Genomic DNA, 22,485 nt, shown 5'->3' on the forward strand with positions numbered 1-22,485 from the left:
CCTAGGGTCAAGGGTGCGATTCCGCTGACCCGCGACGTAGTGTCGGTCGCGTGCGTTCTTCCAACCCGAGTGAATCCACACCATGTGAATCCGCACCCCGCCCGTCCACTCTGGGCGAGCTGCGCACCAGCGGTCACGTCCAGCGGTCGGTGAAGGCCGAGATCCGCGGCAACCTCCTGCACCGGCTGCGAACCGGTCAGCCGCGCTTCCCCGGCATCCTCGGGTTCGACGACACCGTCCTCCCGCACCTGGAGCGCGCCCTGCTCGCCGGGCACGACCTCGTCCTGCTGGGCGAGCGCGGGCAGGGCAAGACGCGGCTGATCCGCACCCTCGCCGGGCTCCTCGACGAGTGGACGCCCGTCGTCGCGGGCTGCGAGATCAACGACCACCCGTACGCGCCGGTGTGCGTGCGCTGCCGCCGCCTCGCCGCCGAGCTCGGCGACGAGCTGCCCGTCGACTGGAAGCACCGCGACGACCGCTACGGCGAGAAGCTCGCCACGCCCGACACCAGCGTCGGCGACCTCATCGGCGACGTCGACCCCATCAAGGTGGCCGAGGGCCGCACCCTCGGCGACCCCGAGACGGTGCACTTCGGGCTCGTCCCGCGCACCAACCGCGGCGTGTTCTCCATCAACGAGCTGCCCGACCTCGCCGAGCGCATCCAGGTCGCGCTGCTGAACGTGCTGGAGGAGCGCGACGTCCAGGTCCGCGGCTACGCGCTGCGGCTGCCGCTGGACGTGCTGCTCGTCGCGTCCGCCAACCCCGAGGACTACACCAACCGCGGCCGCATCATCACCCCGCTGAAGGACCGCTTCGGCGCCGAGATCCGCACCCACTACCCGCTCGCGCTGGAGGCCGAGCTCGCGCTGATCCGCCAGGAGTCCGACTTCGCCGACCTCGCGGGCCTGCCCGCCGAGGTGCCCGACCACCTGATCGAGGTGATCGGGCGGTTCACCCGGCTCGTCCGCGAGTCCACGGCGGTGGACGCCCGCTCCGGCGTGTCCGCGCGGTTCGCGCTCGCGGGCGCGGAGACCGTCGCGGCGGGCGCGGTGCGCCGCGCGGCCCTCACCGGCGAGGACCACGCCGTCGCCCGCGTCTGCGACCTGCCCGCGATCGTCCCGTCGCTGATGGGCAAGGTCGAGTTCGAGGTCAGCGAGGAGGGGCGCGAGCAGGAGGTCCTGGAGCACCTGCTGCGCCGCGCCGTCGCCGAGACCTACCGGCGGACGCTCGGCGCCGCCGACCTGACCGGCCTGCTCGACAAGTTCGACGCGGGCGAGACCGTCGAGTCCGGGGAGCTGGTGACGGCGACGGAGCTGCTGCGCCGCCTCGGGCCCGTGCCCGGCCTCGCGAAGATGATGGAGCGGCTCGGCATGAGCGGGGAGTCCCCCGGCCAGGCCGCGGCCGCGCTGGAGTTCGCCCTGGAGGGGCTGTTCCTGACCCGGCGGCTGTCCAAGGACGTCGGCGCGGGCGGCTCCGAGGGCACCGCCACCTACCGGACCTGACACCGACGCGCACAAGCACACGACACCGCCGCGTACGACACGCCGCACCTGACCCGGCCGCAGGCCGGGCCCCTGACCCTAGGTCTCCACCGCAAGGGGATTCGATGAGCCGATACCGCTACGGCGCATACGAGGACGGGCCCGACCCGCTCGCCCCGCCCTACGACGTCCGGGACGCCCTCGACGCGATGGGCGACTCGGTGCTCGACGGCACCCGCCCGGACGACGCGCTGCGCGAGCTGCTGCGCCGCGGCCTGCCCGGCGCGCGGAACCGCCGCGGGCTCGACGACATGCTCCGCCAGGTGCGGGAGCGGCGCCGCGCCCTGCGCGACCGGGGCCGCCTCGACGGGACGCTCGAAGAGGCGCGCGCCCTGCTCGACACGGCGATCGGGCAGGAGCGGGCCGAGCTGTTCCCCGACCCGAGCGACGACGCGCGGCTGCGGGAGGCCGAGCTCGACACGCTGCCGTCCGACACGTCCCAGGCGATCCGGCGGCTGTCCGGCTACGACTGGCGCTCGGACGCCGCCCGCGCCACCTTCGAGCGGCTGAAGGACCTGCTGCGCCGCGAGGTCCTCGACTCGCAGTTCCAGGGCATGAAGCAGGCGCTGGAGAACAGCGACCCGGCCGCCATGGAACGCGTCAAGGACATGATGGCCGCGCTCAACGAGATGCTCGACCGCGACGCGCGCGGCGAGCACACCCAAGAGGACTTCGACCGCTTCATGGACGAGTACGGGGACATGTTCCCCGACGCCCCGGCAAACCTCGAAGAGCTGGTCGACTCGCTCGCCCGCCGCGCCGCCGCGATGGACCGCCTGCTCGCCTCCCTCTCCCCCGAGCAGCGCGCCGAGCTGGCCGGGCTGATGGACCAGGTCATGCAGGACGCGGGCCTCGCCATGGAGATGTCCAGGCTCGGCGACGCGCTGCGGGCGCGGCGGCCCGACCTCGGCTGGGGGCAGCCGGAGCAGATGACCGGCGACGACCCGCTCGGCATGGGCGACGCGACGACCGCGCTGGCCGAGCTGGCCGACCTCAGCGAGCTGGAGGCCGCCCTCGGGCAGGACTACCCCGGCGCGCGGCTGGACGACATCGACGAGGAGGCCGTCCGGCGGGCGCTCGGCCGCCAGGCCGTGGACGACCTCGCCGAGCTGCGCCGCATCGAGGCGGAGCTGGAGCGGCAGGGCTACCTGCGCCGCAACCGCGGCAAGCTGGAGCTGACGCCGAAGGCCGTCCGGCGGCTCGGCGAGACGGCGCTGCGCCGCGTGTTCGCCCAGCTCACCACCGGGCGGCAGGGCGACCACGAGCAGCGCGACGCGGGCCAGGCGGGCGAGCTGACCGGTGCGAGCCGGGAGTGGCGGTTCGGCGACGAGCAGCCGCTCGACGTCGTCCGGACGGTCGGCAACGCCATCCGCCGCAGCGCGATGGAGGGCGCGGCGGGGCCCGCGTCCCCGGCGGTCGTGATCGAGCCCGGCGCCGACGAGCCGGGCGCGCCGTCCGGACGCGCGAACGGCGTCCGGCTCGGCGTGGACGACTTCGAGGTCCACGAGACGGAGCGGCGCACCGGCGCGGCCGTCTGCCTGCTGGTCGACCTGTCGTACTCGATGGTGCTGCGCGGCACCTGGGCGGTCGCCAAGCAGACGACGCTCGCCCTGCACACGCTCGTGACCAGCAAGTTCCCGCAGGACGCGATCCAGATCATCGGCTTTTCCAACTACGCCCGGGTGCTGCACCCGACGGAGATGGCGGGCCTCGACTGGGACATGGTGCAGGGCACGAACCTGCACCACGCCCTCATGATCGCGGGACGCCATCTGGACCGGCACCCCGACTTCGAGCCGATCGTCCTCGTCGTCACCGACGGGGAGCCGACCGCGCACCTGCGCCCGGACGGCCGCTCGCTGTTCGACTACCCGCCGTCCACGGACACGCTCGTCCTCACCCTCGCCGAGGTCGACAAGATGACCCGGCGCGGCGCCTGCATGAACTTCTTCATGCTCGCCGAGGACCGGCGGCTCGTCTCGTTCGTGGAGGAGGTCGCCCGCCGCAACGGCGGCCGGGTCTTCGCGCCGGACGCCGATCGCCTCGGCGAGTACGTCGTCAGCGACTACCTGCGGGTGCGGCGCGGACGCCGCTGAGCCGCCCCCGCGAACACCGCCGGGAGGGCTAGGGTCGGCGTCATGTCGACTTCCGACCGCCTGCTGCTCATCCTGCACATCGGCTTCGCGATCTTCACGCTGGGGCCGCTGACCGCCGCGACGATGTCCACGCCGCGCTACATCCGCAAGCGCAACGTGACCGTGGTCCGCTACCTGCACCGGACCACCCAGATCTACGGCGTCGGCACGCTGGCGATCTTCCTGTTCGGGATGGCGCTCGCCGGGGACGACCTGGCCGAGGCGTGGCTGTCGGTGTCGATGACGCTGTTCATCGTCGCGCTCGTCCTGCTGCTGATCGTCGAGCGGGACCAGCGCAAGGCCGCGCACCTGCTGGAGACGGCGGCGGCCGCCGCCGCGGCCCCGCCCGCCGCGAAGGACGCGGAGGACGCGGAGGCGGCCGGGGGCGGGGAGGAGCCCCGGGCGAAGCCGAGCGGGGACGTCGCCCAGGTGGAGCGCGGGCGGATCGCCGCGATCTCCGGCGTCGTCGCGCTGATCTGGCTGGTGATCCTCGTCCTGATGGTCTGGAACGCCTGACCGCGCCGCCGGGGGCGGCCCGGGGTCAGCGGCCCGGCCGCAGCCGGTTCTTCAGCCAGGCGAGGACCGTCGGGTAGGTGCGCCCGTCCTCGAACAGCTGCGACGCGTGCAGCTTGCCCTCGACGGTCTTCACCGTCACCGGCACGCCCGCCTCGCGCAGCGCCCCGGCCAGCCCGTTGCTCTGCGCGACCGGGACGAAGTCGCCCGTCGCGTGCATGAGCAGCATCGGCGCGTCGCCCGCCGACACGTGCGTGGTGGTGTTGGCGTCGTCGAGGCGCTGCCAGCAGTCGGGCGCGGCGAGCAGGCCGGTGACCGCGCCGGGCACGCAGTGGACGAGGTCGACCACGGCCCGGCGCAGCTTGCGCTGGCTGGGCGTCGCGGCGGACAGGGCGCCGTCCTGGTAGGCGAGGTAGGGGTCGTTCGGCGGGGACAGCGCGATCACGCCGCGGACCTGGGCGCCGCCCGTCCCGAACGTGCCGACCTGGGTGGCGAGGTGCCCGCCGGACGAGGCGCCGAGCACGACGACGCGGCTCGGGTCGGCGTTCCAGTGCCGGGCGTACTTCTTGACGAACGCGAGGGCCGACAGCGCGTCGTCGCGCTGCGCGGGCCACTGCGCCTTCGGCGCGAGCCGGTAGTTGGCGGACATGACGACGAAGCCGTCCTCGGTCAGCCGCCGCGCGAAGTACTTCCAGGAGCCCTTGTCGCCCTGCATCCAGTACCCGCCGTGCAGGATCAGGACGACCGGGCGCGGCTTCGCCCGCGGGCCCTCCTTGCGCCAGTAGGCGTCGATCCGCTGGTTCGGATCCTTGCCGTAGGCGTAGCTGCGGGCGCGCGGGAGCCGCGGCGTGACCATGACGGCCTCGGCCGAGACGGTGGCGTCCGGCTCCCCGTCGCGCGGCGCCCGGCCCTGCGGCGGGCTCTCCGTCCACGGCGCCGGGGACTCGGCGCCGGGCGGCGCCGGCGGGGACGTGGACGTCTCCTCGCTCGGCGCGACGGACGCGGCGGGCGGTGGAGGCGTCGGCGCCGGCGCCGCCGCCGCCCCGCCCGGGACGGCCACGGCGGAGACACACGTCGCGGCGAACGCCGCACCACAGACCAGTATCTTTCGCACCCCGGGCCCCTTCGTCACGAAACCTGGAGCGCCAATGATAGATGTTTGATCAAGTCCGTGACGGGAAGACTAGGCCGTTTGCCCCCGTTCGGCGTCCGCGGGGCAGGACGTTCGCGCTGGTCAGAGCGGGTCCAGCGCCATCTCTAGATCACGGATGAGATCATCGGCGTCCTCGATCCCGACCGACAGCCGGACGAGGTCGCCGGGCACCTCCAGCGGCGACCCGGCCGCCGACGCGTGCGTCATCCGCCCCGGGTGCTCGATCAGCGACTCGACGCCGCCGAGCGACTCGCCGAGCGTGAACAGCTTCGTCCGCTCGCACACCCCGACGGCGTCCTCCTCCGTCTCCATCCGGAACGAGACCATGCCGCCGAACGCCCGCATCTGCTTGGCCGCGATCTCGTGGCCCGGGTGGTCGGGCAGCCCCGGGTAGAGCACCTGCCGGACGGCGGGGTGCCGTCCCAGCATCTCCGCGACCTTCTCCGCGTTCGCGCAGTGCCGGTCCATCCGGACGCCGAGCGTCTTGATCCCGCGCAGGGTGAGCCAGGCGTCGAACGGGCCCGCGACGGCGCCCATGGCGTTCTGGTGGAAGGCCAGCCGGTCGCCGAGCCCGCCGTCCGCGACGACGAGCGCGCCGCCGACCACGTCGGAGTGCCCGCCGATGTACTTGGTCGTCGAGTGGACGACCACGTCCGCGCCGAGGTCGAGCGGCCGCTGCAGGTACGGCGAGGCGAACGTGTTGTCGACCACGAGCAACGCGCCCGCGTCGTGCGCGACCGCCGCGAGGGCCGCGATGTCGGCGATGCCGAGCAGCGGGTTGGTCGGCGTCTCCACCCAGACGATCCGCGTGTCCGGGCGCATCGCCGCCCGCACGGCCGCCACGTCCGCGAGCGGGACGGGGTCGAACGAGAGCCCCCACGGCTCGCCGACCTTCGCGAAGAGCCGGTAGGTGCCCCCGTAGGCGTCGTTCGGGATCACCACGTGGTCGCCGGGACGGCAGACCGTGCGCAGCAGCGCGTCCTCGGCGGCGAGGCCGGACGCGAACGCCAGCCCCCGCGCGCCCCCCTCCGTCTCGGCGAGGCATACCTCCAGAGAGGTACGCGTCGGATTGGCCGATCGCGAGTACTCGTAACCGCCGCGCAGCCCGCCGACGCCGTCCTGTTTGTAGGTCGAGACCTGGTAGATCGGCGGCACGACCGCGCCCGTCACGGGATCCGGCTCCTGCCCCGCGTGGATGGCCACGGTGTCGAAGCCGTGCCGGGAACCGGAAGCGCGGTGAACGTCGTTGTCCATGGGTACGAGGCTATCCAGCGCCCTCCCCTCCTAGAGGATGAGGGGCTCCCCCGCAGGTATCACACCTCAATTCGGCGTGCAGGTTGACCACAGCACCCCTTAACGTTCTCTACCGTTTTACGAGTATCCGAACGACCTTGCACCCATATCCATCACGAGTACGCATCCTGAGTGCTCGCTCTGACTCTGATATCCGAACACCCTGAGTTAAGGAAGACGCATGTTCGCTGGGCTCGCGCGCTTCGTCGTGAGACATCCATGGTGGACGATCGGGGCGTGGCTCGTCGCCGCGATCCTCATCATCGCCTTGTCCCCCAAGCTCACCACCGAGTCCGACCAGGGCGACTTCCTGCCCTCGAAGTACGAGTCGGTGCAGGCGCTCAACATCGCGGAGAAGGCGTTCCCGCAGCAGGAGGACACCTCCTCCCTGATCGTGGTGAAGCGGACCGACGGACAGCCGCTGACCGCGCAGGACACCGCCAAGGTCAACCAGGCCGCGGCCTCCTTGAACACGCACAAGCCGCCGACGGTGCAGAACTTCGCCACCGGCCCGGAGGCCGTCGCGCCGAACAAGGCCGTCCAGGTGATCATGGTGCCGATGAAGGGCACCAGCCAGGCCGAGAGCGAGAAGCAGGGCGACGCGGTCAAGCAGATCCGCAAGGACCTCCCCACCCTGTTGAAGGGCAGCGGGATGGAGGCGAAGGTCGGCGGTGACGTCGCCGGATTCGTCGACAACGAGGACTCCTTCAACAAGTCCTTCGAGATCGTCGGCATCGCCACCTTCGTGCTGATCATCGGACTGATCCTGCTGATCTTCCGGGCGCCGCTCGCCGCGGTGCTGCCGATCATCGTGATCATGGTGACCATGCAGGTCGCGATGGGACTGATCGGAGTCGCGTCGAAGATCTTCGACTTCTCCGGCGACGACAGTCTCAGTACGATCATCCTGATCGTGCTCTTCGGCATCGGGGCGGACTACTACCTGTTCCTGATGTTCCGGTTCCGCGAACGGCTGCGGGCCGGGGACGACAAGAAGACCGCGATGATCACCGCGGTGGAGCGGGTCGGCGAGGTCATCTCCTCGGCCGCCGCCGCGATCGCCGTGACGTTCCTCGTCCTGCTCCTCGCGACGTTCGGCGTGTTCAGCGCCTGGGGCCCGTCCCTCGCCATCGCGGTCGTCGTGATGGGCATCACGGCCCTGACGCTGTTCCCGGCGCTCGTGTCGCTGCTCGGCACGGCCGTGTTCTGGCCGTCCAAGGCGTGGAAGAAGGAGCCGAAGGGCTCGATCTCCAGCGCGATCGGGCGCGGCGTCGGCCGCCGCCCGGCGGTCGCCGCGGCCGCGGCCGGGCTCGTCATGGTCGTGCTCGCGCTCGGCTCCCTCGGGTTCAAGGCGGACTACGACTTCGCCGCCGGGTTCCCGCAGGACACCGAGTCCGCGCAGGCGACCAAGGACATGGAGAAGGGCTTCCCGCCCGGCCTGACCACGCCCGTCCAGGTGTTCATCAAGAACCAGAACGGGCAGCCGCTCACGCAGCAGCAGCTCGCGACGTTCAGCCAGACCGCGCGGACCGCGCCGGGCGTCGGCCGGGTGCAGCCCGCCGTCCCCGCGCAGGACAAGTCGGTCGCCCGGGTCGACCTCGTGCTGAAGACGAACCCGGCGTCCAACAAGTCGATCAGCCTGGTCAAGGACGAGCTGACGCCCGCCGTCCACAAGGCGGCGCCGGAGGGCACCCGCGCCTACGTCGGCGGCCAGACGGCGATCTTCGCCGACATCAACACGGTCAACAACCGCGACCTGTCGGTGATCCTGCCGGTGGCGGCGGTGCTGATCGCGCTGATCCTGGCGCTGCTGCTGAGGTCGGTGGTCGCGCCGATCTACCTGGTCATCGCGGTGCTGCTCGGCTTCGCCGCGACGCTCGGGTCCGCGGTGTACGTCTTCCAGGGCGCGCAGGGAGAAGCCGGGGTGACGTTCCAGCTGCCCATTGTGCTCTACCTGTTCGTGCTGGCCATCGGGACGGACTACAACATCCTGATGACCGCGCGGCTCCGCGAGGAGGCCAAGGAGGGCAACGAGCCCCGCAAGGCGGCGGCCCTCGCCGTCCAGCACGGCGGCCCGACGGTCGCCGCGGCGGGCCTCATCCTCGCCGGGACGTTCTCGGTGATGATGCTCGCGCCGGTGTCCATGCTCAAGCAGATGGGCTTCTCCGTCGCGATCGGCATCGCGCTGTCCGCGTTCGTCATGTCGACGTTCCTCGTGCCGGGCATCACCGCCCTGCTCGGGCACAAGGCGTGGTGGCCGGGGCACGGCGACGAGCCGAAGAAGCAGGTGCGGCCGGCCGACACGCGGGAGGACTACCTCCCGTCCGGGTACCGGTGACGGCCGCCCCCTAGACGTCGGGTTGCGGGGCCGGCCTGAAAACGCCGCCCACCGGCCGGGCCCGCAACCCGACACCTGCCGATGGTGGCAGAACGAAGCGCCGGAGACCGCGAAGGTCTCCGGCGCTTCGCCGTTTCCGCAGGTGAAAGCGTCGGCTCCCGGACGTCAGCTCCCGGACGTGGACCCGGCGAGGAACGCGATGAGGTCCTGCCGGGTGACGAGGCCCTTGGGCTTGCCGTCCACGAGGACGACCGCCGCGCCGGACTTCTCCAGCACGCCGACCGCCTTGCTCACCGGCTCCCCGGACCCGAGCGTCGGCAGCGGCTGCGACATGTGCAGCTCGACCGGCTCGGACAGCTTCGCGCGCTCCTTCACGAGGATGTCGAGCAGGTCGCCCTCCACCACGGAGCCGACCACCTCGGCCGCCATGACCGGCGGCTCCTCCTTCATGACGGGGAGCTGCGACACCTCGTACTCGCGCATGATCGCGATCGCGGTCTGCACGCTCTCGTGCGGGTGGACGTGCACGAACTCCGGCAGCGTCCGGCCCTTGCGGGTGAGCACCTCGCCGACCCGCGCCTCCTCGGTGGCGGGGATGAGGAAGCCGTAGTCCGCCATCCACTCGTCGTTGAAGATCTTGCTGAGGTAGCCGCGGCCGCCGTCCGGCAGCAGGACGACGATCACGTCGTCCGGGCCCGCGGCGGCGGCGACGCGCAGCGCGGCGACGACCGCCATCCCGCAGGACCCGCCGACGAGCAGCGCCTCCTCGCGGGCGAGCCGCCGCGTCATGTTGAACGAGTCCTTGTCGGAGACGGCGATGACGTCGTCGCAGATGCCGCGGTCGTAGGTCTCGGGCCAGATGTCCTCGCCGACGCCCTCGGTGAGGTAGGGGCGCCCGCTGCCGCCGGAGTACACCGAGCCCTCCGGGTCCGCGCCGATGATCTTCACCCGGCCGCCGGAGACCTCCTTCAGGTACTTGCCGGTGCCGCTGATCGTCCCGCCGGTGCCGATGCCCGCGACGAAGTGCGTGACGCGCCCCTCGGTCTGCTCCCAGATCTCGGGACCGGTCGTCTCGTAGTGCGAGACGGGGTTCTGCGGGTTGGTGTACTGGTCCGGCTTCCACGCGCCCGGGATCTCGGCCGCCAGCCGGTCGGAGACGGAGTAGTAGGAGTCGGGGTGCTCCGGCGACACCGCCGTCGGGCACACCACGACCTCCGCGCCGTACGCGCGCAGCACGTCGATCTTGTCCTTGGCGACCTTGTCGGGGCAGACGAAGACGCACCGGTAGCCGCGGTCCTGCGCGACGATGGCGAGCCCGACCCCGGTGTTCCCGGACGTGGGCTCGACGATCGTCCCGCCGGGGCGCAGCTCCCCGGAGCGCTCGGCGGCGTCGATCATGCGGACCGCGATGCGGTCCTTCACCGAGCCGCCCGGGTTGAAGTACTCCACCTTGGCGAGCACCTGCGCGCCCCGGCCGCCGTCCGCGCCGTCGCCGGTCACCTTGCGCAGCCGGACGAGCGGGGTGTTGCCCATCAGCTCGACGAGCGAGTCGTGTACCTGCACCGCGACATCCTTGTCGTTCAGTGTGTTGCGCAGTGTGTGTGCGCGCATCCGTGCGCCCCTGCTCAGCCCGCCCGCGGGGCGGGCCGCCTGGACGCGGGTCCGGAAAGGTCCCCTCTTCGACGGTAGCCGAGACCGGGAGCCCTGGGCATCAACAAGGAGGCCGAGGGTAGAACCTCATCACGGAGGGTCAACGGAGCATGTTGAGGGCATTCACCGCGCGCCGCATCGCGGCGGCCGCGGCCTACGGGGGCGGGGGAATCACCGCCCTCGGCGGTTTCACGTTCGGGCTCCTCGTGGTGGAGGCCAAGCTCGCCCGGAAGATCATCTCGGCGACGCCGAACGGCGACCCGCCGGTCGCGGACGGCCTCTACGGCGGCGGGCGGCGCGGCGCGGCGCTGTCGCTCGTCATGATCGGCGACTCGACGGCCGCCGGGCTCGGCGTCCACACCGCCGCGGAGACCCCGGCCGCGCTGCTCGCCACGGGGCTGTCGGCGATCGCGGACCGGCCCGTCCGGCTGACGAACGTCGCCCGCCCGGGCGCCCGCTCGGAGGCCCTGCCGGGCCAGGTCGACCGCGCGCTGGAGGTCGCGCCGGACGTCGCCGTCGTCATGATCGGCGCGAACGACGTGACCGGGCGGATCCCGCCCGCCGAGTCCGTCCGGCACCTCGCGGAGGCGGTGGAGCGGCTCCGCGCGGCGGGCGCGCACGTCGTCGTCGGCACCTGCCCCGACCTCGGCACCATCAAGCCGCTGATGCAGCCGCTCCGGTGGATCGCGCGGCGCGCCAGCCGCCAGCTCGCCGCCGCGCAGACGATCGCGGCGGTGGAGTGCGGCGCCCGCTCGGTGTCCCTCGGCGACCTGCTCGGACACGAGTTCGCCGCCGACCCGCTGTCGATGTTCAGCGAGGACCGGTACCACCCGTCCGCCCGCGGCTACGCCGCCGCCTGCGCGGCCGTGCTGCCGTCGGTCGCGTCCGCGCTCGGGCTGGAGCCCGACGTCGCCGACCGGCTCGGGGAGGGCACGCTGCCCGTGTACCTCGCGGCGGCGGAGGCGGCGGAGGTGTCCGGCACCGAGGTGCGCCGCGTCACCGGCCGCGGGCGCGGCCGCTGGGCCGCCCTGCTGCGCCGCCGCGCGCGGTCCGCGACCGGTCCGGGACCGTCCGCGGACGTCGCCGCGGACCCGGCCTGACAGGACCGGGGCCCGTCCGGTCACCATTGACGAGCCCCGGCCGGTCATCCGACTCCCCGGCGTCCGGCCGCCACCCGCGCTAGCGGCGGCGAGAACCGGCGTGTCGCGTAGTAGCGTCCGGCCGGCGCGGTCCCGCCCACACGGGACGTCAGTCATCACCCGTCCGGGAATTCATGTCCCGGTGGGCGCCACGGAGCTCGTTGGACTCACCGTCAACATATTGGGGAGCCCGCGTTGCGGCTGTCCAAGAGGCAACCGTTACATTGCTGGTGACCGTCCGGTAACACGCTCGCCACCACGATTCGCCACCACGATCGGCGCCGCCAGACAGGAGTTCCCGACATGCCCGAGGCAGTCATCGTCGCAACCGCCCGCTCCCCGATCGGCCGCGCGTTCAAGGGATCGCTCAAGGAGATCCGGCCGGACGACCTCACCGCGCAGATGGTCACCGCCGCGATGGCGAAGGTCCCGGAGCTGGACCCGGGCCAGGTCGACGACCTCCTCCTCGGCTGCGGGCTGCCCGGCGGCGAGCAGGGCTACAACATGGCGCGCGTGGTGTCGGTGCTGCTGGGCTGGGACGACGTCCCCGGCGCGACGATCACCCGGTACTGCTCGTCGTCCCTGCAGACGACCCGGATGGCGTTCCACGCGATCAAGGCGGGCGAGGCGGACGTGATCGTCTCCGCGGGCGTCGAGACGGTCAGCCGGTTCGCCAAGGGCAGCAGCGACGGCCTGCCCGACACGCAGAACCCGGTGTTCGCCGAGGCGCAGGCCCGCACCGTCAAGGCGGGCGAGGGCGGCGGCCCCGGCTGGCACGATCCGCGCGAGGACGGCGCCCTCCCCGACATTTACATCGCGATGGGCCAGACCGCCGAGAACGTGGCGGGCCTGCGCGGCGTGACCCGGCAGGAGCAGGACGAGTTCGGCGTCCGCTCGCAGAACCTCGCGGAGAAGGCCCTCGCCAACGGCTTTTGGGAGACCGACATCACCCCGGTGACGCTCCCGGACGGCACCGTCGTCGCCAAGGACGACGGGCCCCGTCCCGGCACCACCTACGAGAAGGTGTCGCAGCTCCAGCCGGTGTTCCGGCCGGACGGGACGGTCACCGCCGGGAACTGCTGCCCGCTGAACGACGGCGCCGCCGCCGTCGTCGTCATGAGCGACGTGAAGGCCGCCGAGCTCGGCATCACGCCGCTGGCGCGGATCGTGTCGACCGGCGTGACCGGGCTGTCCCCGGAGATCATGGGGCTCGGGCCGGTCGGGGCGTCCAGCGCGGCCCTCGCGCGGGCGGGCATGACGATCGACGACATCGACCTGGTCGAGATCAACGAGGCGTTCGCGGCGCAGGTGCTGCCGTCCGCCGCCGACCTCGGCATCGACCTCGACAAGCTGAACGTGAACGGCGGCGCGATCGCGGTCGGTCACCCGTTCGGGATGACCGGGGCGCGGATCACCTCCACGCTGCTGAACAGCCTGAAGTTCCACGACAAGCAGTTCGGGCTGGAGACGATGTGCGTCGGCGGCGGCCAGGGCATGGCGATGATCGTGGAGCGGCTCTCCTAGCCGCCGTCCGAGCCGCCTGGACCAGGGTGGCCCGTCCTGAGGCGCGTGCGGGCCTCATGGCGGGCCACCTGCGCGTTTCCGGAGGACATCCCCGTTACAAAAGATCAACGTAACGTCCCGGATAGGTCCGCGTTAGGGGGTTGTCACATCCGGGCTCCTGTTGCAGAGTCAGCAGGAAGAGCCCCGCGACCTGGAGGTGCCAATTGTCACTGAACCACTCGCCGGAGACGCACAGCAAGCTGATCGCCCGCATTCCGCAAGTCACTGGACGTGACATCCCCGAGTGGTTCTCCGCCATCGAGAACGGCCCGTCGTTCACCCGCTGCGAGGAACGCAGCTCCTGGCTGGCCGAAGAGCACAACCTCTCCCACGGCTACGCCGCGGCGCTGGTGCGCGAGCACGAGCGCGCCCGCCGTGCGAGGCACTACTGAGACTGGGCCGGGCGCGACGGTACTGAGCCGAGATCGCCGGTACCGCCCCGAGAGCGCAGCACCGCTACCTGAACTTCATCTGTGACCTGGTGGGATCCCCCCAGCGGATGCCCCCGCGGTCGTGCCGCCCGAGCCGCGCACGACACTGGCGCGGAGATCCCACGTTGATCAGCCCCACGCCGCGCGGCGTGGGGCTGATCAGCGTCCGGGCCCGGGGCGTCAGTCGCGCCCGCCGTAGAAGTAGCTGAGCAGGCGCAGCATCTCCAGGTAGATCCACACGAGGCTCAGCACGAGGCCGAACGCGCAGTACCAGGCGAACTTCTCCGGCGCCCCGCCGCGCACGCCCTGCTCGATCGAGTCGAAGTCGAGCAGCAGGAAGAAGCAGCCGACGAGGATCGCCGCGACGCTGAACACGTAGGCGAGCGGGCTGCCGGGGTCGCGGATGCCGATCCCGTCGTCCGCGCCGAACAGGTGCGCCAGCACGTTCACGAGCATCAGCCCGACCAGCGCCAGCCCCGCCGCGAGGACGAACTTGGCGAACTTCGGCGTCACCCGGACGATCCGCAGCGAGTACGCGGCGAGCGTCGCCGCGAAGGCCAGCGCGGTGCCGATCACCGCCTGGAACACCACGCCGTGGAACACGTCGTTGTAGGAATGGCTGACGATCCCCACGAGCACGCCGTATACCGCGGCGAACGCCAGCACCAATGGCGCGTTGGCCTTACGGCCGAACGTGATGAATGCCCAGATGCCGATCTCCAGGATCAGCGCGACGACCAGCACCGGAACGGCGAGCCGGGTCGGCACGACCGCCCAAGCCAGCGCCGCGGTGATCACCAGAGTGGCCAGCGTGAGGAATCCGCGGACGACGACGTCGTCCATGGTCATCGGACCCGCGGCGCCGGGCGGCGCATATCCGGGAGGGGCGCCCTGACCCTGATATTGGACGCCGTATCCGGGCGCCCCGTGCATGCCGTAACCCCCGGGGGCGTGGCCCGGAGCCCCGTAGCCGGGGGCGCCGGGGGCCGGTGCGCCGTACGCCGCGCCGCTGGTCCCCCGCCCGAAGGCATTCCCCCGGAACGCCGGGTTTCTGCTCTGCATCAGTGCCTCCATTCGACCGACCCGGACTTCCAGTGTAAGCGCCGGAATGTCAACGACGATCAGCCGATCACCACCGGATCGACACCCGGGGAGGCGTCGATCCGGCCATTGTGCCCCTGGTCGGACTCGAACCGACACAATGGCTCTTTTAGGGAGCCCGCCTCTGCCATTGGGCTACAGGGGCGGCGTAATCATATCGAGCCGGCGGCTCATCTCGATGCGTCCTTTTACCGCTTACGGGTGGGTACGGTCCTGGCGATCCAGGCGAATCGCACGGATCTCGTGACCGTCCAGCCGACCGCTTTCGCAGGCCAGGGCGGACGCGGCGAGGTGGAGCGGCCGGACGCGGGACCGTCCGGCTCCGGCCAGGGTCTCGCGCTCGTCCCGATGCTCCTGTAAGCCCGCCGCCCAGGCGCGCGGCGTCCGCGTGTAATCGGCGCACCGGCTGCCGCGGGACGAGCCGCCCGTCCGGCGCGAGCGGCTTCCGCGGCCGCGCCGTCCCGGGCGCCGGGGGGCGAACTCCTCGGGCGGCGGCTTCGGCTCGGGCCCGCCCGCGCCGAGCGTCACGGCGGCGGCGCGGACGATGTCGCGCCTGCCGTCGGCGCCGAGCGCGGCGACCACGTCGCCCCCGATGTCCGGCTCACGCACGAAACGTGCCCGTGGCCAGGCTCGTCGGTCTTGATGATCAGCGGTCTTCCTGGCGGCCCGCCGCGAGTTCGAATTCCTGGCGCGGCCATTCCATTTCGCCGAGGGAGACGATCTCGCGCCTGAAGAAGATCGCGAGCGTCCAGTCCATGGTGATCCGGAACTTGCGGTTGACGGTCGGCATCCGAGACAGGTGGTACGTGCGGTGCATGAACCAGGCCGGGAGGCCGCGCAGTTTCACCCCGTACACGTTCGCGACGCCTTTGTGCAGGCCGAGGCTCGCCACGGAGCCGACGTAGGCGTGCACGTACGGCTTTCTGGGACGCCCGCGCAGGTCCGCCACGATGTTGTCGCCCAAGCGCCTGGCCTGCCTGACCGCGTGCTGCGCGTTGGGGGCGGTGAACTCCCCCGTCCCGGACAGGTCGGGGACGGCCGCGTTGTCGCCCGCCGCGTAGACGCCGTCCAGCCCCTCGACGGTCAGCTCGGCGGTCGCCTTGATGCGGCCCTTGCCGTCCAGCGGGAGGTCGGTCTCCTTCAGGACGGGGTGCGGCTTCACCCCGGCCGTCCACACGAGCGTGCCCGCGTCGAACTCCTCGCCGTCGCTGAGCACGATGTGCCGCCCCTCGGCGGACTTCAGCAGCGTCTCCACCTTGACCTCGATGCCGCGGGCGCGCAGGGCCTCGGCCGTCCAGCGGCCCATCTCCGGCCCGACCTCGGGCAGGATCCGGTCCGTCGCCTCGACCATCACCCAGCGCATCTCGCGCTCGTCGATGGTCGGGTACCAGCGGCAGGCGTCGCGGGCCATGTCCTCCAGCTCCGCCATCGCCTCGATGCCCGCGAACCCGGCGCCGACGAACACGAACGTCAGCGCCCGCCCGCGCACCCGGTCGTCGCCCGCGTTGGACGCGGCGATGTCGAGCTGGTGCAGGACGTGGTTGCGCAGGAAGATCGCCTCCTCGACGGTCTTGAACCCGATCCCGCAGGAGGCGAGGCCGGGGATCGGCAGCGTCCGCGAGATGGACCCGAGCGCGACGACGAGGAGGTCGTAGGCGACGTCCCGCTCCGGCACCCCGACGCTCTGCGCCCCCGCCGGGCGGACCCTCACCCGCTTCGAGGCGTGGTCGATCCCCGTCACGTAGCCGTTCAGGATCCGGCACCGCCGCAGCACCCGCCGCAGCGGCGCCACGACGTGCCGGGGCTCCAGGTTCCCCGCCGCCGCCTCCGGCAGGAACGGCTGGTAGGTCATGTACGACTGGGGGTCGACGACGGTCACGACGACCTCGCCGCGCCGCAGCTCGCGGCGCAGCTTGCGCTGCAGGCGGAGCGCCGTGTACATGCCGACGTACCCGCCGCCGACGATCAGGATGTGCTTCGCTCGCGCGCGGTCGGAGGACGGCGTGTGATCGGAGGACGGCGTGTGATCGGGAGGCGGCGTGTGATCGGAAGGCATGTCCGGAGCGGTACCCGGATACCGGGCGCGTGCACCACTTCGGGCGCCTCCCCTAGCGGTGGTCGCGGGCGCGGACGAAGACCGCGTCGAGCATCTCCTCGGTGACGCGCCCGGTGAAGGTGTTCTGCTGGCTCGGGTGGTAGCAGCCGAGCAGCAGCACGGGTTCGGGGTGGGACGCCGCCGGCGGCGCGGTCAGCTCGACCTCGACCGCGTGGCCGAACTTCGGCCGGGGGCGCGGCAGCCCGTAGCCCGCCTGCCGGAGCGCGGGCCACACGCCCTGCCAGGCGAACCCGCCGAGGCACACGACGCAGCGGACGCTCGGCGCGACCATCTCCACCTCGCGCGCGAGCCACGGCAGGCAGGTCGTCCGCTCGACCGGGGTCGGCTTGTTGTCGGGCGGCGCGCAGCGGACGGTCGCCGCCATCCGCGCGCCGATCAGCCGCTGCCCGTCGCCCGCGTGGACGCTCGTCGGCAGCGCCGCGAGCCCCACCCGGTGCAGGGACGCGAACAGCCAGTCGCCCGACCGGTCGCCGGTGAAGATGCGCCCGGTGCGGTTGCCGCCGTGCGCGGCGGGCGCGAGTCCGACGATCAGGATGCGGGGCTCCGGGTCGCCCCAGCCGGCGATGGGACGTCCCCAGTACTCCTCGTCCGCGAAGGCGCGCCGGCGCTGCACGGCGACCTTCTCCCGCCATTCCACGAGCCTGTCGCAGGCCCGGCACACCGACTGGCGTGCGCAGAGCTCGCCGAGACCGGGGGCCTCGGCGGCCAGCTCGATCACGTCGGCGGGGCCGTGCGCGACGGGGGTTCCGGGGCTCGCGGGGTCTTCCGGCCACCCGGAACCGGGCGGCACGAAGGGGGCGTGGGCGGTCGGCATACCACCGATCGTCGCACGCCACAGGCGGTGGCCGGGTTCCGCCCATCTCCCAACGGAGCGGTGTGCGGTCGGTACGATGCGTTCGCCGGTCGGGGAGGCGGGTGTCCGGCACGCCATGGGCGAAGCGGGAGGCAGGAAGTGTCGCAACCGGGCTGGTATCCAGACCCCTACGGCACTGGAAGCCTGCGCTGGTGGGACGGCCAGACCTGGACCGAGCGCCTCAACCCCGAGCCGGACCGCCCGCCGCGCCTGCGCCTTCCGCCCGCGCGGGAGCGCCCGCCGGAGGACGAGCAGCCCGACGAGGAACCCGCGTACGGGACGCACTACGCGGCGCCGCACTTCCAGCAGCCGACCTGGGACGCGCGTCCCGCCGTCCGGCCGCTCGACCAGAACGTCCGCGGGCTGCCCCTGTACGCCGACGACCGGTTCGTCGCCTACGGGACCGCGTCGCTCGCGTGGCCGCACGTCGAATGGGTGGCGTACTGGGCGGCGGAGCGGCCGGCCGCGTACGGGCGGCCCGGCTGCACCCAGTGGATCTTCCAGGCGGGCCGGTACCCGTTCCGCGGCGGGCCCCGCGTCGAGGTCGTCATCGAGCAGGACGCGCTGGCCGCCGGGCCGGACGGCGAGCCCGAGCACGTCTGGGGGCGCCTCATCCAGCTCTGCCAGGAGTACGCCGAGCAGCGGCTCGTCGCCGAGCTGGCGCGGCGCGTCCGCGCGGGCGAGTCGATCGACGTGGCGCAGGGGCTGACCGTCCACCCGGGCGGCGTCCGGGGGAACCGGGTGTCGCTGAGCTGGTCGTCGATCTCCGGCGCGACCGTGGACGGCGGCCGGGTGTGGATCCAGCAGACCAGCAGCGCGGCGCCGGTGCTGTACGTCCCGCAGCAGAACCCGAACGCGGTGCTGATCCCGGCCCTGCTCACCCAGCTCAGGCTCTGAGCGGCGGCCGCGGGTCAGACGAGCGACCAGGCGATGCCGTCGAGGATGTCGTGCTCGCTGACCACGACGGCGCCGAACCCGTACTCCCGCATGATCCGGTCGAGGATCAGCGCGCCCGCGCCGATCACGTCGACGCGGCCCGGGTGCATGACGCCGAACTCGGCGCGCTCGGCGCGGGTGGCGTGCAGCAGCCGCCGCGTCACGTCGTGCACCTGCAGCGCGGTGATGCGGGACAGGTGGATCCGGGCCGGGTCGTACTCCGGCAGGTCGAGCGCGATCCCGGCGACCGTGGTGACGGACCCGGCGAGGCCGACGAGGGTGCGGGCGTCGTCCACCGGGACCGTCTCGCGGACGGTGGCGAGCGCCGCGTCGATGTCGGCCGCCGCGCCGGAGATCTGCAGCGGGGTCGGCGGGTCGTCGCGCAGGTGCCGCTCGGTCATCCGCACGCAGCCGATGTCGATCGAGCGCGCGACGTCGGCGGTCGAGCTGCCGATGACGAACTCGGTCGAACCGCCGCCGATGTCGACGACCAGGTACGGGCGGGCCGGGCGCAGCTCCGCCAGCTCGCGGGTCGCGCCGGTGAACGAGAGCCCGGCCTCCTCGTCCCCGCTGATCACCTCGGGGACGACACCGAAGATGTCCACGACGCCCTTGACGAACTCGGCCCGGTTCTCGGCGTCCCGGGTGGCGCTCGTCGCGACCACCCGCGTCTTGATCGGGCCGCGCCGCGCCCGCGCGCCGTGCCGCTCGATGAGGTCGGCGTAGCCGCGCATGGCGGTGAAGGTGCGGTCCAGCGCGGCGGGCGACAGCCGCCCGGTCCGGTCGACGCCCTCCCCCAGCCGGACGATCTCCATCCGGCGCTCGACGTCGGTCAGCGTCCCGCCGCCCTCGCCCGGCACGATGTCGGCGATCAGGAGGCGGACGGAGTTCGTCCCGCAGTCGACGGCCGCGACCCGCGTCACCGGTCCCCCTCGCGGTCCCGGTCGGCCTCGCGGTCCCGGTCGGCCTCGACGCAGGGGCCCGAGCGCCACCAGTCGGGCAGGGCGTCGAGCGCCTCGCGCCCGAACGGGTTGGCGCCGGGGACGGCCAGCTCGTGCGCGACGAGCGCGTGCAGGCACTTGACGCGCTCCGGCATGCCGCCCGCGCTCTGGGTGCCCGGCGGGAGCGGCTCGACGCCGTCCGCGCGGGCGGCCTCGGCGCGGCGGCGCAGATAGTCGTCGTGGGCGGCGGTGTAGGCGGCCTTCAGCTCCGGGTCGGCGGCGAGCCGCGCCTGCATCTCGCGCATCACCCCGCCGCCCTCCAGCGTGCCGATGGCGGACGCGGCCTTCGGGCACGTCAGGTAGAAGAGCGTGGGGAACGGCGTCCCGTCGGGGAGGCGCGGGGCCGTCTCGATCACCGCCGGGTTGCCGCACGGGCAGCGGCTCGCCACCCGGCGGACGCCGCGCGGCTCCCGGCCGAGCTGCGCCGCCACCGCGGCCCGGTCGCGCTCGGCGAGCCCCGGCCCGGCCCCTTCGGGCTCTGCCGTGCCACGTTCTGGTCTGCCACGTGCGGCCGTGTCTCGTCCGGCTCCGTCACGCGCGTCGATCATGTGCGTCCCCACCCGCGGATCTCGCGATCCGTCCTCGACATCGCCCCTCCGACAGCCCCTCCGACAGCCCCTCCGACAGCTCCGCCCCACGGTCGGCGCGGCTCCCCGCCGTCGCCGCCGCCCCGTCCGCCCGGCGTGTCCGGCGCCGTCCCGCCGGCGCGCGGGTCAGCGGGGACGGTCGGCGGCCTCGACCGATCGCCACAGCGTCTCGTACCACGGCGGCGTGCGCGTCGGCCCGTCCTTGCGGGCCTGCCGCCCGTCGTCCCCGCGGCCGCGCAGGACGATGTAGCACTTTACGTCAGGGCGGCAGTAATGGAGCCTTCGCGTCGCCTCACGCTCAATGTACGACTTATCCCCTAGTTGTTGCTTGCGTTGGGCGAGGATCTCCACCTGCCGCCGGGACGCCGCCTCCTGGCGCTGGAGGTCGGCGATCTCCTTGCGCTGCGCGATGTACTCCCGGACGGGGTAGGCGAGGCTCAGCGCGATCGCGCACATGACCACCGCCAGGATGGCGGCGCGGCTGGTCAGCGCCGGATTGGCGCGGCGCTGACCCGCCTCGGGCTCGGGCTCGTCGCCGAACCCGTCGCCGTCGTCGTCCCGCTCGTCGCCGCGGCCCCGCGCGGAGCCCGTCCGGTCGTCGGCCATCGTGTCCCCTGCCTGTGGCTCGCCCCTGCCCGTCCTGCCCCTGCCCGTGCCCGCTCGTCCCGGCCGGTCAGGCCTGCGGGTCGAAGCGCGGGAACGCGGCGGCTCCGGCGTAGCGGGCGGCGTCGTCCAGCAGCTCCTCGATGCGGAGGAGCTGGTTGTACTTGGCGACGCGGTCGCTGCGCGCGGGGGCGCCGGTCTTGATCTGCCCGCAGTTCGTCGCGACCGCGAGGTCGGCGATCGTCGTGTCCTCGGTTTCGCCGGACCGGTGGCTCATCATGCAGCGGTAGCCGCTGGACTGGGCGAGGGCCACGGCGTCGAGCGTCTCGCTGAGCGTCCCGATCTGGTTGACCTTGACCAGCAGCGCGTTCCCGGCGCGGGCCTTGATGCCGCGTTCGAGACGCTCGGGGTTGGTGACGAAGAGGTCGTCCCCGACGATCTGGACGCGGTCCCCCACGGCGGCGGTGAGGCCCTCCCAGCCCGCCCAGTCCTCCTCGTCGAGCGGGTCCTCGATGGAGACGAGCGGGTACTCGCTGATCAGCTCGCCGTAGTAGGCGGCCATGTCGTCCGCGGACCGCTTGACGCCCTCGAAGGTGTACTGCCCGTCGGCGTGGAACTCGGTGGCGGCGACGTCGAGGGCGAGCGCGATGTCGCGGCCGGGCGCGAAGCCCGCCTTGCGGATCGCCTCCAGGATGAGGTCGAGCGCGTCCCGGTTGCTCGGCAGGTCGGGCGCGAAGCCGCCCTCGTCGCCGAGCCCGGTGTTGAAGCCCTTGGACTTCAGCACCGACTTCAGCGCGTGGTAGGTCTCGGCGCCCCAGCGCAGCGCCTCGGCGAAGGTCGCCGCGCCGATCGGCGCGATCATGAACTCCTGGACGTCGACGTTGGTGTCGGCGTGCGCGCCGCCGTTCAGGATGTTCAGCATCGGCACGGGCAGCAGGTGCGCGTTCGACCCGCCGACGTAGCGGAACAGCGGCAGGTCGGCGGAGTCGGCGGCGGCCTTGGCGACCGCGAGGCTGACGCCGAGGATCGCGTTGGCGCCGAGCGCGGACTTCGCCGGGGTGCCGTCGAGGTCGGTCAGCAACTGGTCGATCAGGCGCTGGTCGGACGCCGGGTACCCGACGAGCTTCTCGTCGATGGTCTCGTTGACGGCCTTCACGGCGTTGCGGACGCCCTTGCCCCCATACCGCTCTCCGCCGTCGCGCAGTTCCACGGCCTCGAACTGGCCGGTTGAGGCCCCGCTCGGCACGGCCGCGCGCGCCTCGGTCCCATCGGCGAGCAGCACCTCGACCTCGACGGTGGGGTTGCCGCGGGAGTCCAGGATCTCCCGGGCGAGTACGGCCTCGATCGACGACACGGGGAACCCCCTGCTGGTAGAGCGGCTGATCGCGCTGCGGCGGCGACCGGCGCAGCGCACTCGGGTGCGGCCACGAGCCTAGCCGCGCCGCCCGGCCGCCGCCCAACTGGCTCGCCGTTCACACCCGGATGACTCACAAAGCGGGGCGAGCACCTACGAAACCGTGTGTAGCAGGTCA

Annotated in this window: 19 protein-coding genes and 1 tRNA gene; 8 read left to right on the forward strand and 12 right to left on the reverse strand. The window is 72.6% G+C overall.

Translation table 11 applies throughout. From position 1 onward, the window contains the following. Positions 1-50 precede the first annotated feature (50 nt). The 3 genes from ACH01S_RS25490 to ACH01S_RS25500 all read left to right on the forward strand — a co-directional run bounded on the left by ACH01S_RS25490 (position 51) and on the right by ACH01S_RS25500 (position 4,192). The gene (locus tag ACH01S_RS25490; protein WP_148344311.1) at positions 51-1,502 is read left to right on the forward strand and encodes a sigma 54-interacting transcriptional regulator; all 1,452 of its coding nucleotides are present in this window, start codon (positions 51-53) and stop codon (positions 1,500-1,502) included. 104 nt (positions 1,503-1,606) lie between these two features. Then, on the forward strand, positions 1,607-3,637 hold the full coding sequence (locus ACH01S_RS25495) for a vWA domain-containing protein (protein WP_067896451.1): 2,031 nt from the start codon (positions 1,607-1,609) through the stop codon (positions 3,635-3,637). A 42-nt stretch (positions 3,638-3,679) separates the two neighbouring features. Beyond that, entirely contained in the window at positions 3,680-4,192 is a 513-nt protein-coding gene (locus ACH01S_RS25500; protein ID WP_067896453.1) for a DUF2269 family protein, read from the forward strand. 25 nt (positions 4,193-4,217) lie between these two features. On the opposite strand, the gene ACH01S_RS25505 is transcribed toward ACH01S_RS25500, so the two are convergent. Together ACH01S_RS25505 and ACH01S_RS25510 are read right to left on the reverse strand one after the other, a co-directional pair. Continuing rightward, positions 4,218-5,249, reverse strand: coding sequence for an alpha/beta hydrolase (locus ACH01S_RS25505; protein ID WP_246236620.1), 1,032 nt, complete (start codon positions 5,247-5,249; stop codon positions 4,218-4,220). A gap of 174 nt (positions 5,250-5,423) precedes the next feature. Continuing rightward, on the reverse strand, positions 5,424-6,596 hold the full coding sequence (locus ACH01S_RS25510; protein ID WP_067896456.1) for a cystathionine gamma-synthase: 1,173 nt from the start codon (positions 6,594-6,596) through the stop codon (positions 5,424-5,426). Positions 6,597-6,816: 220 nt separating this feature from the next. Here ACH01S_RS25510 and ACH01S_RS25515 point away from each other — a divergent pair, with 220 nt between their 5' ends. After that, complete coding sequence (locus ACH01S_RS25515) at positions 6,817-8,973, forward strand: MMPL family transporter (protein WP_067896458.1); 2,157 nt, start codon at positions 6,817-6,819, stop codon at positions 8,971-8,973. 165 nt (positions 8,974-9,138) lie between these two features. Here the strand turns inward: ACH01S_RS25515 and ACH01S_RS25520 are convergent, their stop codons facing one another. Then, complete coding sequence (locus tag ACH01S_RS25520) at positions 9,139-10,536, reverse strand: cystathionine beta-synthase (protein WP_067896461.1); 1,398 nt, start codon at positions 10,534-10,536, stop codon at positions 9,139-9,141. 197 nt (positions 10,537-10,733) lie between these two features. On the opposite strand from ACH01S_RS25520, the gene ACH01S_RS25525 reads away from it, so the two are divergent. From ACH01S_RS25525 to ACH01S_RS25535, 3 genes are all read left to right on the forward strand, one after another. Beyond that, positions 10,734-11,723, forward strand: a complete 990-nt coding sequence (locus tag ACH01S_RS25525) for an SGNH/GDSL hydrolase family protein (RefSeq protein ID WP_067896464.1) — start codon at positions 10,734-10,736, stop codon at positions 11,721-11,723. Between the two features lie 342 nt (positions 11,724-12,065). Next, positions 12,066-13,286, forward strand: coding sequence for an acetyl-CoA C-acetyltransferase (locus ACH01S_RS25530; protein WP_067896467.1), 1,221 nt, complete (start codon positions 12,066-12,068; stop codon positions 13,284-13,286). A 203-nt stretch (positions 13,287-13,489) separates the two neighbouring features. After that, a complete protein-coding gene (locus ACH01S_RS25535; RefSeq protein ID WP_067896470.1) occupies positions 13,490-13,717 on the forward strand; it encodes a DUF4287 domain-containing protein in 228 nt (75 codons plus the stop codon). Positions 13,718-13,936: 219 nt separating this feature from the next. Here ACH01S_RS25535 and ACH01S_RS25540 read toward each other — a convergent pair whose 3' ends face one another. From ACH01S_RS25540 to ACH01S_RS25560, 5 genes are all read right to left on the reverse strand, one after another. Further along, positions 13,937-14,818: a Bax inhibitor-1/YccA family protein gene (locus ACH01S_RS25540; protein ID WP_083981133.1), complete on the reverse strand. Its 882-nt coding sequence runs from the start codon at positions 14,816-14,818 to the stop codon at positions 13,937-13,939. Between the two features lie 111 nt (positions 14,819-14,929). Continuing rightward, positions 14,930-15,002, reverse strand: a tRNA-Leu gene (locus tag ACH01S_RS25545). 50 nt (positions 15,003-15,052) lie between these two features. Next, entirely contained in the window at positions 15,053-15,466 is a 414-nt protein-coding gene (locus tag ACH01S_RS25550; protein WP_067896475.1) for a hypothetical protein, read from the reverse strand. Positions 15,467-15,503: 37 nt separating this feature from the next. Next, a complete protein-coding gene (locus tag ACH01S_RS25555; protein ID WP_067896582.1) occupies positions 15,504-16,799 on the reverse strand; it encodes an NAD(P)/FAD-dependent oxidoreductase in 1,296 nt (431 codons plus the stop codon). A gap of 166 nt (positions 16,800-16,965) precedes the next feature. Further along, on the reverse strand, positions 16,966-17,787 hold the full coding sequence (locus ACH01S_RS25560; protein WP_067896478.1) for a uracil-DNA glycosylase: 822 nt from the start codon (positions 17,785-17,787) through the stop codon (positions 16,966-16,968). A gap of 138 nt (positions 17,788-17,925) precedes the next feature. Here ACH01S_RS25560 and ACH01S_RS43845 point away from each other — a divergent pair, with 138 nt between their 5' ends. Continuing rightward, a complete protein-coding gene (locus ACH01S_RS43845; RefSeq protein ID WP_067896481.1) occupies positions 17,926-18,723 on the forward strand; it encodes a DUF2510 domain-containing protein in 798 nt (265 codons plus the stop codon). 14 nt (positions 18,724-18,737) lie between these two features. On the opposite strand, the gene ACH01S_RS25570 is transcribed toward ACH01S_RS43845, so the two are convergent. From ACH01S_RS25570 to eno, 4 genes are all read right to left on the reverse strand, one after another. Beyond that, entirely contained in the window at positions 18,738-19,685 is a 948-nt protein-coding gene (locus ACH01S_RS25570; RefSeq protein WP_067896484.1) for a Ppx/GppA phosphatase family protein, read from the reverse strand. Beyond that, on the reverse strand, positions 19,682-20,311 hold the full coding sequence (locus ACH01S_RS25575) for a DUF501 domain-containing protein (protein ID WP_083981124.1): 630 nt from the start codon (positions 20,309-20,311) through the stop codon (positions 19,682-19,684). Before ACH01S_RS25575 ends, ACH01S_RS25570 begins: the two co-directional genes overlap by 4 nt. Positions 20,312-20,476: 165 nt before the next feature. Further along, positions 20,477-20,956: a septum formation initiator family protein gene (locus tag ACH01S_RS25580; RefSeq protein ID WP_083981125.1), complete on the reverse strand. Its 480-nt coding sequence runs from the start codon at positions 20,954-20,956 to the stop codon at positions 20,477-20,479. Between the two features lie 67 nt (positions 20,957-21,023). Continuing rightward, positions 21,024-22,307, reverse strand: coding sequence for a phosphopyruvate hydratase (gene eno / locus ACH01S_RS25585; protein WP_067896491.1), 1,284 nt, complete (start codon positions 22,305-22,307; stop codon positions 21,024-21,026). Positions 22,308-22,485 lie beyond the last annotated feature (178 nt).

Source organism: Actinomadura chibensis NBRC 106107 (assembly GCF_001552135.1).
Classification (GTDB): Bacteria; Actinomycetota; Actinomycetes; order Streptosporangiales; family Streptosporangiaceae; genus Spirillospora; species Spirillospora chibensis.